Origin of the sequence: Sporocytophaga myxococcoides DSM 11118 (assembly GCF_000426725.1) — a bacterium.
GTDB classification, from domain to species: domain Bacteria; phylum Bacteroidota; class Bacteroidia; order Cytophagales; family Cytophagaceae; genus Sporocytophaga; species Sporocytophaga myxococcoides.
On the sequence record NZ_KE384560.1, the window covers coordinates 1170053 to 1184310 of the forward strand.

Consider the following 14258-nt stretch of genomic DNA (forward strand, 5'->3'; position numbering starts at 1 on the left):
ATGGCAGGATGCGGTTATGTTTGTCCTTTATGTGAAGGACGCGGGATGGATGAGCATGGAAATGATTGTGATCATTGCACTGCCCCCAAAAACAAATCTTTGACAGAGGAGCAGGAGGAATGGATAAGGTCGGTACATGAAGGCCCTTGCTGCAGCCACCCGGAGGAGGAGGAATGAAAATAGTATTGATACCGGATTCCTTAAAAGAATCTTTAAGTGCATTTGAAGTTGCTGAAGCAATGGCCAATGGCATCAGAAAGGTCCTTCCTGATGCTGAAATAATCTCTTGTCCGCTTGCCGATGGAGGCGAGGGAACTGTGGATGCTTTGGTTCATGCTACCGGAGGCTATAAGATTGAAGTGTTTGTTCATGATCCTCTTATGAGAAGTATAAAAGCATCATATGGCATATTAGGAGATCATCAAACTGCAGTGATAGAGACAGCGTCAGCTTCTGGGCTTGCTCTCCTCAATAAACAAGAGAGGAATCCGATGATCACAACCTCCTTTGGCACTGGTGAGCTGATTGTAGATGCTCTGAATAAAGGAATACGGAAATTTATTATTGGTCTTGGGGGAAGTGGAATCAATGATGGCGGTGCCGGTATGGCTCAGGCATTAGGAGTTAATCTTCTTGATGCAGAAGGTAAAAAGTTACAAAAGGGAGGAGGTCCCCTTATTCATCTTGCAAAAATTGATATATCAGAAATACATGAAGGTCTGAAAACAGCGGAGTTTAATATTGCTTCAGATGTAACCAATCCATTAACTGGTTCAAATGGAGCATCCAGGATATTCGGTCCTCAGAAAGGTGCTACTGAAGAAATGGTTACTATTCTGGATGAAAGTCTTACTCACTATGCTTCCGTTATAAAAAAACAAATGGGTAAGGAAATCGCTAACATTGCTGGAGCTGGGGCTGCAGGAGGTCTGGGTGCAGGTATTCTTGCATTCTGCAGTGGAGTTATTAAGTCAGGCTTTCCATTGATAGCAGAATTTGCAATGATGGAAGATAAATTAGAAAATGCTGATATCATTTTTACAGCAGAAGGAAAATCTGATATACAAACACTATCAGGCAAGTTGCCCTATGGTGTGGGGAAAACAGGCCAAAAGTATGGTATTCCTGTATTCCTGCTTACCGGATATGCTGCACCTGGATCAGAGGAATTATTGAAGCATGGAGTTACGAGTATCATGCCATTTCAAAATGGCCCTATGACATTAACAGAATCGGTAAACAATGCTTTTAGTCTTATTAGCCAGACAAGTGCCAATGTACTAAGAATATTTTTAGCAGGAAGAAAATAATAAACCTGCCTTGAGAGCAGGTTTATGGTGTTGGTTGAGTTGGGTAAATAGCTGGTGCTCTTTACATTTTATTGTATAATTGCTAAATGAAAGATCCCGGTTTTTGTTCGGCAGGAATAAATATTTTTAATGAAATCTGTTTATTTTTTCACCTTATCTTTTGATTTGATATCATCCATTGTCTCTCCCTTGACTGGAGGTCGGTTCAATGAATTATTTGAAGAGGATACCAAAGCTGCTAAAGCATTAATGATTCGATCGTTAAAAGCTGGAAGGTCTGAAGGTCTTCTGCTGGTAATAAGATTTTTATCCGTCACTACAGGTTCATCTATCCAGGTTGCTCCTGCATTAGTAAGGTCTGTTTTTAGGGAAGGATATGAAGTAAGCTTTCTACCCTTTATTAAACCCGTTTCAATTAATGTCCATGGTCCGTGGCAAATTGCTGCTACAGGTTTTTGGGCAATCAAAAAGGTTTTAACAAATTCAATAGCATTATTTTTCATCCTTAAAAAATCCGGATTCATTACACCTCCAGGTAATATTAAAGCATCGTAATTTTCAGGGGTAGCTTCATCCAAAAGGATATCAGCAGTTATTTCATCACCCCAGTTTTTCAGGTTCCATCCTTTGATCTTCTTTTCAGGAGCAATAATTTCTATATGAGCATTTGCTTCCCTTAAGGCTTTAACAGGTTCAGTCAGCTCTACTTGTTCAAACCCGTTGTCAACAAGCAAGGCAACTTTAATTCCTCTTAGATTTTTTTGCATATTTTTTAAATTGTTAAATCAAAACAGAGGAGCTTGGGAAATGTTAAACCGGTAGTATATGTTGGGAAAATGAAAAATATAGCGGTAATTTAAATAATGGTTCTTCTTAAAGAAGGCGTTTTAAATATTTAAATGATATGCCTGTCAACAATTGTCTTTCCCTGGGGTTAAGTTAAAACAATACCGGTTTTTAATCCGCAGAAACATATATTATTATGAGATTATCTACTCTTACAGAAGGATACGAGGTTACAGAAATTGCCGATGGTGGAGACAAAGTAAAGATTGCCTATACAAAAGAAGGTATTCAACCTAACGACTTTATCTTTCTCAGCAACTCTCCCTCTCTTGAAGATATCAAATATCAGGTAATTGATATCAAATGGCTGGATGGATTATATTATGCAGATCTCGTGAAGATATCCTGATAAATTACTACTTTTATTTTTTCAGTATAGATTCATTTTTAATGAATAAAAATTAATGAACAGGTTTTTAACTTTATTTCTTGCAGCTATTCTTGGAAGCGCTGTAACGATTATTGCCACTCGATTTATAACAGGTAATGGTAGTGGTGGCGGTATTGTCTCTTACAGTAAAAAATCTAATAGTTCTGATACTACCTATAAAGGGCATGGTGCTGGTATAAATTTCCGTCCGGCTACTGCAAAGGCTTTACCTTCTGTTGTTCATATTCATTCTGCTATTCCAGCCAGTAAACAATATAATGATATGGGGCCATTCAGAGATTTCTTTGGTGATGATTTCTGGGGAAGACCCAGGGAAGAAAAGCAAAGGTTGGAAATGGCAACAGGATCAGGCGTAATCGTCAGCCCTGACGGATATATTGTAACAAACGATCACGTTATAGCAGGTGCAAAAGAAATCAACGTGACCTTGAACGATAACAGAAGCTTTAAAGCTAAGCTAATAGGAACAGATCCTTCAACAGATATTGCTTTGATAAAAGTTGATGAATCTGATCTTCCTTTTATTTCATTCTCCAATTCGGATTTTGTTGAGGTAGGAGATTGGGTGTTAGCCGTTGGGAATCCATTCAACCTTTCATCTACTGTAACTGCTGGCATCATTAGCGCAAAGGCAAGGAACATCAGTATTCTGCAGGATAAGTCAGCAATTGAGTCTTTCCTTCAGACTGATGCAGCTGTTAATCCGGGAAATAGTGGTGGAGCTTTAATAAATCTTGAAGGTGATCTGATAGGTATTACAACTGCTATCGCAACACCTACAGGTGCATATGCAGGTTATGCATTTGCTGTTCCCAGCAATATAGTTGCTAAGGTAATAGAAGATCTTAAACAATATGGAGTAGTTCACAGAGCATATCTTGGAGTGGTAATCAGAGATATGGATTCTGATCTGGCTAAAACACTTGGGTTAAAATCCTTAAAAGGAACTTATGTGGAAAGTGTAGTAGAGAATAGCGCTGCATTTAAGGCAGGGCTAAAGGCGGGAGATGTGATCCTTGCAATTGATGGTGTAGAAATAGGTTCAACTGCAAAACTTCTGGAACTTATTGGAATCCATCATCCTGGTGACAATGTTAAACTGACAGTTTTAAGAGATGGCAAGGAAAAAGAATTTAAGGTAGAATTGAAAAACAGTCAGGGGAAAGTAGAAGTGATCAAAAAAGAAGTTAATGAAGTAGAGGAGAAGTTGGGTGCGGATTTTGAAGAACTTACTGACCAGGAAAAGAAAAAATATGGTATCACAGGTGTTAAGGTGAAATCTCTTGGTTCCGGTATTTTGTCAGAACAGACAAATATGAAGGAAGGCTTTATTGTCACAGGTATAAACCATAAGCCTATTAAGGACCTGAATGAATTCAATGAAGTGCTTTCGGCACAACAGGGTGGGGTTCTGCTGGAAGGAGTTTATCCCGGAAGCCCTGGAAAGTATTACTATGCCTTCGGTCTTGAATAAGTTTGATAAAAGGCAATACGAAAAAGCCCTGCAAATTTGCGGGGCTTTTTTATGCTCTTTAGTATAGGTTGTAGCGTTGATAAACTTTGAAACATTCTATGCTAGGATAAGGCTTTCTGTTTTAAAATTTGTTTTTAATTTTTTTGAATAGCTTTTTGATTTTTTGAATGTTATCACTTTCTTCAGTTGAATCATCTCCTATAAGATATCCTAATGGCTTTAACTCTTCTACATGATCAAAAATTATTTTTAGTATTCCTATTAAAGGAATAAAAAGAATCATCCCGAAAATTCCCCAGATTAAACCTCCCAGGATTAAAGCCATAATAGTTGATAACGCGTTAACTCTTACCTGAGAACCGGTAATGAATGGAGTGAGCAAATTATTCTCTATAACCTGGTTAAACCAAAGTGATCCTAATACAATTAGTGCTGGTCCAAATGCATTTTTAGTTACTAATGTCATAATAAAAGGGAGAAGGCTACCAATGATTACTCCAACATAAGGAATAACATTGAGAAGTGCTGCCAGACATCCGAAAAAGACTGCGTTGTTTACTCCCAATAATAGCAATACTGAGGAATTCATCACCGCCAGAATTAATACCACAATAAAGACACCGGTAAGATATCTTTGAGTTACCTTGCTTATCTGATTTAGTATTAGGGTATTTTGTTGATGAAGAGCCTTGGGACTTACCATCAAAATAAAATTAAAGAATTTATTACGGTAATAAAGAAAGAAGAAAGTATAGACCATTATAAGACCAAAAGTAGCAAGTCCTCCAATGAATCCTGTAATCAGGTTAGTACTGCTTTGAAGAAGGGATTCTGTTTTCTCCCTGATTATTTTGCTTTGTTTGGCCTTTTCCATTCCAAACTTGTTTTGAACGTATTCCTGTATGTCATCAAAAACGTGCTTGAACTGTTGTTCGATTTCTTCCAGGTTGTTTGCAAGATTAAAACCTTGCATAGATAACAAGGTTGTGATCCCCGTAATAACAAGCATAAATAAAGCAATACAGAGTATTATGGAAATAGCTCTTTTTATTCCAAGTGACTCCAGTTTTCTTGCAACAGGTAACAATAGCATAGCCAAGAGGCTTGCAATTGTTACAGGAATTAAAAAGGGACGGGCTAAATATAAACCACCAATAATCAGAAATGCACTAAATAAGAGGCGATTTATATTTCTAAATTTTAAAATTGCCATAAGTATTAGATAATATTAGAAATAAGATTTCCTTATTAAAAAAGTTTTAGTAGATGCTGGATTATACCTTTACAGGAAAATGTATTTCAAGAATTTGCTTTTGGAATACAGGTAATTAAGGGTGTGAAATATTTTGCTTAAATTTCAAATTATGTCCGGAATGATATTTTCTAAAAAATGTTTAATTTCGTTAAATATAAAAGTGATCTATGAAAGTAATTAAAAAAGATACAATCATTAAAGTAGGAGATATTTTAAGAAATCCGGAAAATACAGAGCAGTGGGAAGTGTTGAAAATTGATGGATTTAAATTTCTAGTTAAAAATCCTAAGACAAAAGCTCAGGGAACACTTCTGAAAAATGAATTGCTTGCTAACAATTGGACTGTCCAAATCATGGATGACCGCAATTATTATTAATAACAGTAGTTTTTGAAGGCTTATAAAATATTTAATAAAAAAGAGTCTGGATTACCTGGGCTCTTTTTTCTTTTTACAAGATTACTTTTCTCGACGTTCAATATACTCCTGTCAGTTTCTCCACAATTATAACTTTGAATTGTCTTCTTAATCGAATGTTAGTCACCAACAGGTTATATTGTATGTTATTGGAACCTCGATTTTTTTATTCATTATCAGAAACTTTCGTCATTACATCATAATATTTTCTTAGATCATAATATTTACAATACTTTCCATTAAGTTGGATTTTCTCTTAAAATTTGCATTCACTTAGAATTATTAAGCAAAGCATCTGGAAATGAACAATGATATGTATTTGATGGGAGTCTGAAAGATATTGTAAGTGTGATTCTGCTTTTAAATAGTGAAGTTATGATTCTTAAAAAAAGCAAAATAATTTATACGGATGAGTGAGATTTACTCCTTATTAATTGACCTTTCCGGCAAGGGTCTTCAGATGATCAATATAATAATGATTGAAAGGTTTATGGAGGATTGTCTTAACACCAAGATTTTTTACTTTTTCTAAGTCCTTGTTTCGAGTTGTAACGGTAAGCACAATAATTTCAGGACAATGGCATAAAGTGCCTTTTATTAGATTGAATTCTTCAAGAAATTCGAATCCATCCATGATAGGCATAAACAGATCCATCAGTATAAGTTGAGGGAATGATTGTTTGCCATTTTGTGAACGGAGAAAATCTAGGGCTTGCTCCCCATCTTTTACACTGTGTAACTGTTCGGAGATTTGGTAACGGGAAAAGAATTTTGTTGTAATGAAATTACAAATGTCGTCATCCTCAATTAATAAAATGGATTTAAACTTTTCCACGCAGACATTAAAAATATAGTTCTGGAAATTTTAAACAAGTGTGTGGAGCTTGGGCTTTATGCTCCTGGGAACCGCCATCCCCCGATTCACATAAAAAAACCAAGTCCACACATGTAGTGAACACTAGTTTCCTCCGGTGAATCTTTATAAGGCGGTATTTGGAGCCGGAATAACTAATGAAAAGCATTAAAGTTATGTTCAAATATATGGTTTTTATCGATAAAAAGGAACTAATATATTTCAATCATGATGAATTTTACGGAGCGTTTTTCTTTTGGGTTAGATTATAGGATAATAAAATGTTAGGATATTCCTATTTTAATGTAATATTTTTACACCGAATTGATTTTTGCTTTTAGAAATCGACAAATAAAATTTTATGCCCGATGAAATTAATATTTTAGGGCAGACTGAATCATAACGAATTCGTTTAAGTTGTCCAGATTTATAACACCTGTAAGTACACCATTATTTAACACTGGAAAATATCCTTTAGGATCTTCTTGTACAAAGTGATAGATTTTAGAGATTTGATCATGCTCATCAAAAGTTCTGAAAGTGGTTTTCATAATGTCTTTAACAGGAGCTAGTGGATTGTAGGATCTAAGGCTGCTGAATAATGATTCTCTTTTTATAATGCCTTGAATTTCTGAATTCTCAGTGATGATGAAATTATGGTCCCATCCTTCCAGCAGTTTGTCTGCAGCTTCTTTTATGGTTGTTTGTGGATTAATGGTGATAAAATGTTTCATCATAGCTTCTTTCACAACATGCCCTCTAAGAAATTCCATCTGTTGTACAGACATATTTTCTGCATATGCTCCAAAAAATATGAATGCAGCAATAAACATTAGTAAAGGGCTGTAGAATAAACCAAGGAAAAAGAATCCGACAGCTACAAACTGTCCTAAGCGTGAAGCAATTTTAGTTGCTCGGAACCTACCGATTTTTATGGCAAGCAGAGCTCTTAGTATCCGACCTCCATCCATAGGAAAGGCAGGGATGATATTAAATATTACTAATGTAACATTTATCCAAAACAAGCTTTGAAAAAAAGTATTTGCTGAAATAATATTAGTACGATCTTCTGTCGGAATTACTTTATCTCCTAGGATAAGATAAAGCACAAGAGCTATGATTACATTCACCATTGGTCCTGCAAGGGTAATCCATAATTCTTTTTTAGGATCTTCAGGTATACGTTCAATACTAGCCAGGCCACCGATAGGGAGGAGAGTGATCTTTTTGGTAGCTATGCCGAATTTCTTTGCTGTCAGGGCATGGCCAAATTCATGCAGTAAAACACAAATAAACACTGTTAAGATAAAACTCACAGTCAGCAATATTTCAGGAGTAGTTGCTCCTTGTCTATAAGCGGAGAATCCGATCCATAGAAGCAACAGGAGAAATGTCCAGTGAATTAAAACTTTTGTGCCGGCGAATTTACCAATGTACAAAGACCATCGCATAATATATGAAGGTTAATCTAAAGAGTTAACCTTCATATTTATTGATTTGTTAAATCAGGATTTTTTCTTTTTATAAAAGCCCAGCGCTCTTCTCATATCTTTGCCGTAGTTTACAAGCAATTCTTCACCGGCTTTGATATCTTTGATAGCAGTAATCTCTACACGTCTTCCTGTAGATTCGAATTTTACATTGGCTGTTTTTCCAGAATTAAAAAAGTCGCAGATGTAACGGGCTATTCCTGCAGAAGTCTCTCTGGCATCTATTACAGTAGATTTGTTCAATGTCATTGCATATGAGCCAAACCCGTCATCTCCGTATCTGTCTTGAAACACTTTAGTGGAAATGTGCTCACCTGTATACTCCATCAAGGTAGTACCTTTTTTCAGATCTCTGTCAGTATAAAGGCCATATCCGGCACCTTCTATGCCTGACTTGGCAACGTAAAAGCCGGTAGTGATTTTGGTATGGTGATTACAGTAAGGGTGTGTTTGTGTAGTTTTTTTGCCGCATTCACCTTTATCGGTTTGATAGGTGCAAGTGGCAGTTACTTTAATGGTATGATTTTTCATTCAATGCGGAATACAATTTGTTACAGTAAATTTGATAAAAATATTGCATTATTTTAAAAGGCTGCTTTAAAAATCTATTGATTTTTTTGAAAGTTAAGTCTTTGTGTAATCTTTTCCCGGAGTATTTTCAATTAAAGTGCGTAAAATGTTGTTTACATTTTCTGCGTCTTCCAGAATTATGGAATGACCTCCCGGTATACAGCAAGCGTCTTTGATTTTGCTTATAGGAAATACTCTGTCATTTTCTCCGTGAATCCGCATCAGAGCTGAAGGTATTGTCTTATTTCTCCACTTTATCAGAGAATGGATGGCCCATTGAATAAACTGTATATTGGAATTCTTTAACATATCCAGAAAAATCTTCTTTCCTTGATCTGTCTGCAGTCCCATACTGTGTAAGATAAACTTTTGAACAAGGGTATTGCTATAAGCAGATTCAGGAGTCATTTTGTATAAAGGGATGCTGGAAAAGAACTTTAAGATTAATGGATACTCCTGGTATGTAGGTACTGAGCTGATGAGAATTGTTTTTAGAGGGTTTAATTTTTTAGCAATTTCCACAGCTATAATTCCTCCGAAAGATACGCCTGCAAGAATAAACTCCTCATTGGTATCAATACTTTTGGCTAGTCTTTCCGAATAATCCTCAATGGATTCCTGAGCGTGAGGAGTTATCCATTCAAGAACTTCCATTTCAAATCCAGCATCTCTTTGATTGGAAAAGAGATCTTTATTGGCACCCATTCCGGGAATGAAATAGATTTTAGGTTGCTTCATTTGTTAGGAACTGATCAAGGCTGGTATGGTACAAACTAAACTTCGAAATATTACCATGCTTACCCTTTTCAATTGTTACAAAACAGTCTGTTTTTTTTAGGTATTGCTTGAGTCTAAACGCTTGTTCATAAGGAATAAGTTCATCTTCGGTACCGTGGATGGCTAATATCGGACATTGAATTTTGGTCAGCCATTTGTAAGTTGGAAGTTTGTACCTTAGTATTAGCTTAACAGGAAAAAAGGGCATTTGTAATCTTGCCATTTCCTGCATACTGTAATAAGGGGTTTCCAGTATAAGTTTCTCTGGTCTTTTCTGAATAGCAAGCTTTGCGGCAAAGCCGGATCCTAATGATCTTCCATAGATTATTATTTTTTTTCCTGGCTCTAATCTTGAAGCATATTCATACATGAGAGAAGAGTCTCTGTAAAGATCTTTTTTAGAAAGTTTTCCTGTGCTTTTTCCATAACCCCTATAGTCAAATATGAAGAAGCTGTATCCTCTTGGCAGAAATATTTCAGACACTTCAGCCCATGTTCTCATAGATCCCGCATTTCCATGAAGGTAAAATATGACGCCTTTGCTTGAGGGGTGTTGAAAGTATAGTGCGTTGAGTACTGCGTCTTTAGTGGTAATGAACAGTTCTTTATATGGATGCTTAAACTTAAACTCAAAAGTTCTGGATAATTTTTCAGGTAAGAAGATGAATTTTTCCTGAAAAAACCAGACGGCTATTGTTGCTGCCAGATAAAGAACTGCCAGAAATATCAGTAAGAGAATTAAAAGTTTCATATTCCTATTCCTCCGTTTATATGAAACGTAAATTATACTTACTGGTTCAAATAGTTATACCGATGGTTCCTGTTGGCTCAGACAATGGAAGCTTCCAAGTCCCCAGATGATATCTGTGCTGTCCAATCCTATCACTCTTCTGTCGGGGAATGCCTGTGTCAATATATCAAGCGCTTTCTGATCATTTTTGTCATTGAAAACTGGCACTGCCACAACATCATTAGCAATGTAAAAATTAGCATATGATGCAGGAAGTCGCTGATCTTCGAAGATCACTGGAGCCGGCATTGGGAGTTCAAGAATATTTAATTGCTTACCGTTCATCAATCTCATTTTTTTGAGATCTTTCAGATTCTCCTGCAATAACTCATAATTGTCATCCTTCTTATTTTCCTCCACAACAGTTACAACAGTATCCGAATTGACGAATCGGGTTATATCATCAATGTGCCCATCAGTATCATCCCCAACGATACCATCATTAAGCCATAGAATTTGTTCTATGCCGTAATATCTTACAAGGAAATTTTCAATTTCAGCCTGCGAAAGATGAGGATTTCTGTTTTCGTTAAGTAAACAAGCGGTAGTGGTAAGCACTGTTCCTTGTCCGTTGAACTCTACTGAACCTCCTTCCATTACAATGCCCGGATTAAAAACTGGTAAATTATAATGTTTTCCAATCAAAGTCGGAATTACATCATCCTTGTCAAATGGAGGATATTTACCTCCCCAGGCATTATAGCCCCAGTCAACAATAACCTTTTTAATATCGGCCTTAGGATTTATCAGAAAAGCAGGGCCATGGTCTCTGCACCATGCATCATTTGTAGGTTGTATGAAAAAGCGAATATTGGAAAAATCAGCGCCCACTGCCTGAAGACAAGCCTCCGCCTTTTTCTTCATCGCTTCATCATTTACATTGATGTTTACAACTTCTCCCTTGGCGACCTCTTTAATAAAGGTGCAATAAACCGGATAAATAGATTCTATTTTACCTGGCCATGATGCTTCTTTATGAGGCCAGCTAAGCCATGTGGCCGAGTGTTTTGCCCATTCAGCCGGAAAAAAATATCCCAAATCTTTGGGATATTTTTGAGTTATTTCCTGATATAAATTAGTCAATGAATCTTCTTGTAATCTGCTCATAAGAATCTATTCTTCTATCTCTTAAGAAAGGCCAGTGTGTACGATAGTATTCCGATCCTTCCAGATCAACTTCCTGTACATGTATTTCTTCTTCCTTGTGGGGAGCCTGATATAGAACTCTTCCAAACGGATTAGATACAAAAGAGCCTCCCCAGAACTGCATTGGTCCTTCAACACCTGTTCTGTTTACTGCCACTACATGAAGTCCGTTTGCAACAGCATGACCTCTCTGGATAGTCTGCCATGCATTATATTGTTCTTCATTTACTTCTTTTGTCTGAGTGTCTGCCCAGCCTATTGCAGTTGGGTAAAATAAAATTTCAGCGCCCATTAATGAAGTAATTCTAGCTGCTTCAGGATACCACTGATCCCAGCAGATAAGTACTCCGATCTTTGCAAATTTCGTTTCAAAGATTCTGTATCCGGTATCTCCAGGGGTAAAGTAAAATTTCTCATAGTATCCCGGATCATCTGGAATATGCATCTTGCGGTATTTACCAAGATATGTGCCATCGGCATCAAGAACGGCTGTAGTGTTATGATACAAACCCTGTGCTCTCTTTTCAAATAAAGATGCTATAATTACGACCCTGAGCTCTTTTGCTATTTGTGAAAGAGCATCTGTGGATGGTCCTGGGATTGATTCTGCAAGTTTAAAGTTTTCATGATCTTCCACATCGCAGAAATAAAGAGAGCGAAACAGCTCCTGGAGGCAGATGATCTGAGCACCTTTAGCTGCAGCTTCTTTAATTTTTTCAATGGTTTTGCTGAAGTTTGCCTGCGGATCTTTTTCGCAGGAAAGCTGTACAAGTCCGATTTTTACTTTCTTACTCAAGGCTGAAAATGATTTTGAAGGCGAAATTACAAGAATTTTACGGAAGGTTAACCAGGGTGTGGAAAATTAGGTTCAATTTCTACTATTAGCCTACAGCTCAATAGATTTTAAAAATGGTGTAAGCTGCTTTATTAAAATTTCACTATCATCTTTTGCAATCTGAACAGATATACTGCAGATTGCCTGAAAATCCTGACTTAAAAAGTCTGTAGAAAAGCTTTTCAGCACCTTCATAACCTCATTCATTTTTTCATATTCAAAGGTCATTCTCACCACGACTTGTTCTGTTTTTTCAATCTTCTCAGCATTTTTTAAAGCTTCCTCGGCAGCCGTTTTATATGCCTGAATAAGTCCGCTTTTGCCGAGCTTGGTGCCTCCGAAATAGCGAACGACTATTACGATGGTATTAGTTAATTCGAAAGACTTTATTTGATTAAATATCGGATCTCCAGCCGTATGAGCAGGTTCTCCGGCATCATTAGCTCTGAATTTTTGTTCTGAAAAACCTATCCTGTAAGCATAGCAGATATGTCGTGCATCATAATACGCTTTTTTAAATCTCTCAAGAATATCCTTTATCTCAGTTTCAGAAGATACAGGAAATGCAAATGATAGGAATTTACTACCCTTCTCCTTGTATAGTCCTTCTGATGGAGCTTTTATTGAGTAATAGATATGTTGCATTAAAATAAAGGATACAGAAAATTTAAATGGAATTTCGGAAATATCTCTTTACTTTCCTTTTTTGAGGTATTTTTCAGCTTCTTCAATTATTGAAGTATATTCGGCCAGTTCCAGAGCCCTTTGATAATAGGCCTTTGCTTTATCACTTTCTCCGCGGCTTTCAGCTATTCTGGCAAGTCCTGCAAAGGCAAAGCTCACATAGTCTTTATTGGGAGTGTTTATTTCAGGTGCCATGTTTACGGCTCTCAGGTAGAAAGCTTTAGCATGTTCAGGCCTTTTTTTTCCTTTTTCATTAATGATCCCCAGAAAGACATAAGATGCCATTTCAAAATATTTTTTTCCACTGCTTCTCAGGGTTAAAGAAAGTTTTTCTGTTTCAGAATATTCACCTGTTCCAATTTGTGATTCAATATGTTTTGATAAAAAGTATAGGTTATTGGGATACTTATTGAACAGCAGAGTTGTATACTTAACAGCTTTTTCGGGAGTATTCTGGTAGCGCAAAAATATATTTGCCAAATAATGGTTGGCCTCAACTTTTGAAAACAAAGAATTTGCTGCAGCTATCTCAAGTTCTTTTATTCCTTTCTCTTTACCTCCTGCGGAGAAAAATACCATAAAAGGTCTAAAGACAGGGTGAGTTTCAGGGAATTGTTCCACATAAAAATCATATAAGCCTGTCGTAAAGTAAAACTCATTGAAAACGTCTTTCAGGCTAAATCCGGTTTTTACATACTCATATGTTTTTTTGGCATTGTTCACTGCCTTCATTGTTTCTTTCATTTGCGAATGATAATGAGCTAGTGAACTGTAAATAGCCAGAGAAAAAAATACCCCTTCCGGATCTTTATTATTTTTAGTAATGCGGGCCTGTGCTTGTTGTAAAGCCGCATCAAGGTATTTAAGATACTCCCCTGAATTTTCCTTAAAAGTATTGAAGTAATACATTTTCCAATAAAGGTTCATTGCTTTCAGGAAATTGTATGCAGGATGTGTAGGATAGGCAGCTTTTACCTCTGATATAACTTCGTCGGCTTCATCAAATTCAAAATTATAGGTTAAATCCAGTGCCTTTAAAATGGTTGTCTTAATCTTTTCATCCTTAAGCATCGATTGGCCTGCTGCTTTAAGACTTAAAGTCACCATTAAAATTATGCCGGTAATATGGACTAAAATAACTCTCATTCGTCAAAACTTATTCTGAACCTTTCCTTGCAAACCGCACGGAATATATGCTTTTTTTTTCTATTGACCTTTCTTGAATTGCAGAAATGACTTCAGGGCCCAATTTTTTATTACGGAAAAATAATACCCCTTAGTGTAAAAATATCCTCTTTAATCCCTGTATATTAAAAAATGTTAACTGTAATAAATATTTAAAACCTAAACAGCTGGTTCTTAAAGAAAAAGAAGGGGGATGATTAATTATATCAGGAATGAAAGTTTACTACCTCTCTCAA

16 protein-coding genes are annotated in these 14258 nt (G+C 36.4%); 5 read left to right on the forward strand and 11 right to left on the reverse strand.

The genetic code is table 11. The features are described 5' to 3' along the window. Nucleotides 1-177: a hypothetical protein gene (locus K350_RS32475; protein WP_156027162.1), complete on the forward strand. Its 177-nt coding sequence runs from the start codon at nucleotides 1-3 to the stop codon at nucleotides 175-177. Next, a complete protein-coding gene (locus K350_RS0123290) occupies nucleotides 174-1310 on the forward strand; it encodes a glycerate kinase (protein ID WP_028981968.1) in 1137 nt (378 codons plus the stop codon). Before K350_RS32475 ends, K350_RS0123290 begins: the two co-directional genes overlap by 4 nt. 140 nt (nucleotides 1311-1450) lie before the next feature. Here the strand turns inward: K350_RS0123290 and K350_RS30100 are convergent, their stop codons facing one another. Next, entirely contained in the window at nucleotides 1451-2077 is a 627-nt protein-coding gene (locus K350_RS30100) for a type 1 glutamine amidotransferase domain-containing protein (RefSeq protein WP_081671115.1), read from the reverse strand. Between the two features lie 215 nt (nucleotides 2078-2292). On the opposite strand from K350_RS30100, the gene K350_RS0123300 reads away from it, so the two are divergent. Together K350_RS0123300 and K350_RS0123305 are read left to right on the forward strand one after the other, a co-directional pair. Continuing rightward, nucleotides 2293-2505: a hypothetical protein gene (locus K350_RS0123300; protein ID WP_028981969.1), complete on the forward strand. Its 213-nt coding sequence runs from the start codon at nucleotides 2293-2295 to the stop codon at nucleotides 2503-2505. Nucleotides 2506-2560: 55 nt separating this feature from the next. After that, a complete protein-coding gene (locus K350_RS0123305) occupies nucleotides 2561-4021 on the forward strand; it encodes a Do family serine endopeptidase (protein ID WP_028981970.1) in 1461 nt (486 codons plus the stop codon). Between the two features lie 121 nt (nucleotides 4022-4142). Here the strand turns inward: K350_RS0123305 and K350_RS0123310 are convergent, their stop codons facing one another. Further along, nucleotides 4143-5234, reverse strand: a complete 1092-nt coding sequence (locus K350_RS0123310; protein WP_028981971.1) for an AI-2E family transporter — start codon at nucleotides 5232-5234, stop codon at nucleotides 4143-4145. 209 nt (nucleotides 5235-5443) lie between these two features. Between K350_RS0123310 and K350_RS0123315 the strand changes: the two genes are divergently transcribed. Continuing rightward, complete coding sequence (locus K350_RS0123315) at nucleotides 5444-5653, forward strand: hypothetical protein (RefSeq protein ID WP_028981972.1); 210 nt, start codon at nucleotides 5444-5446, stop codon at nucleotides 5651-5653. A gap of 469 nt (nucleotides 5654-6122) precedes the next feature. Here K350_RS0123315 and K350_RS0123320 read toward each other — a convergent pair whose 3' ends face one another. The 9 genes from K350_RS0123320 to K350_RS0123360 all read right to left on the reverse strand — a co-directional run bounded on the left by K350_RS0123320 (nucleotide 6123) and on the right by K350_RS0123360 (nucleotide 13983). After that, on the reverse strand, nucleotides 6123-6527 hold the full coding sequence (locus K350_RS0123320; protein ID WP_037576698.1) for a response regulator: 405 nt from the start codon (nucleotides 6525-6527) through the stop codon (nucleotides 6123-6125). Between the two features lie 392 nt (nucleotides 6528-6919). Then, nucleotides 6920-7996: a site-2 protease family protein gene (locus tag K350_RS0123325; protein ID WP_028981974.1), complete on the reverse strand. Its 1077-nt coding sequence runs from the start codon at nucleotides 7994-7996 to the stop codon at nucleotides 6920-6922. Nucleotides 7997-8050: 54 nt separating this feature from the next. Further along, entirely contained in the window at nucleotides 8051-8566 is a 516-nt protein-coding gene (locus K350_RS30105; protein ID WP_051313554.1) for an SET domain-containing protein, read from the reverse strand. A gap of 93 nt (nucleotides 8567-8659) precedes the next feature. Continuing rightward, nucleotides 8660-9343, reverse strand: a complete 684-nt coding sequence (locus K350_RS0123335; RefSeq protein ID WP_028981975.1) for an alpha/beta fold hydrolase — start codon at nucleotides 9341-9343, stop codon at nucleotides 8660-8662. Further along, nucleotides 9330-10133, reverse strand: a complete 804-nt coding sequence (locus tag K350_RS0123340; RefSeq protein WP_028981976.1) for an alpha/beta hydrolase — start codon at nucleotides 10131-10133, stop codon at nucleotides 9330-9332. The genes K350_RS0123335 and K350_RS0123340 overlap by 14 nt, the downstream gene beginning before the upstream one ends. A 54-nt stretch (nucleotides 10134-10187) precedes the next feature. Then, nucleotides 10188-11279: an agmatine deiminase family protein gene (locus K350_RS0123345; RefSeq protein ID WP_081671116.1), complete on the reverse strand. Its 1092-nt coding sequence runs from the start codon at nucleotides 11277-11279 to the stop codon at nucleotides 10188-10190. After that, nucleotides 11248-12114, reverse strand: coding sequence for a carbon-nitrogen hydrolase (locus K350_RS0123350; protein WP_028981978.1), 867 nt, complete (start codon nucleotides 12112-12114; stop codon nucleotides 11248-11250). The genes K350_RS0123345 and K350_RS0123350 overlap by 32 nt, the downstream gene beginning before the upstream one ends. A 90-nt stretch (nucleotides 12115-12204) precedes the next feature. After that, nucleotides 12205-12798, reverse strand: coding sequence for an IMPACT family protein (locus tag K350_RS0123355; RefSeq protein ID WP_037576702.1), 594 nt, complete (start codon nucleotides 12796-12798; stop codon nucleotides 12205-12207). A gap of 48 nt (nucleotides 12799-12846) precedes the next feature. Continuing rightward, a complete protein-coding gene (locus tag K350_RS0123360; RefSeq protein WP_081671117.1) occupies nucleotides 12847-13983 on the reverse strand; it encodes a tetratricopeptide repeat protein in 1137 nt (378 codons plus the stop codon). Nucleotides 13984-14258: the final 275 nt, after the last annotated feature.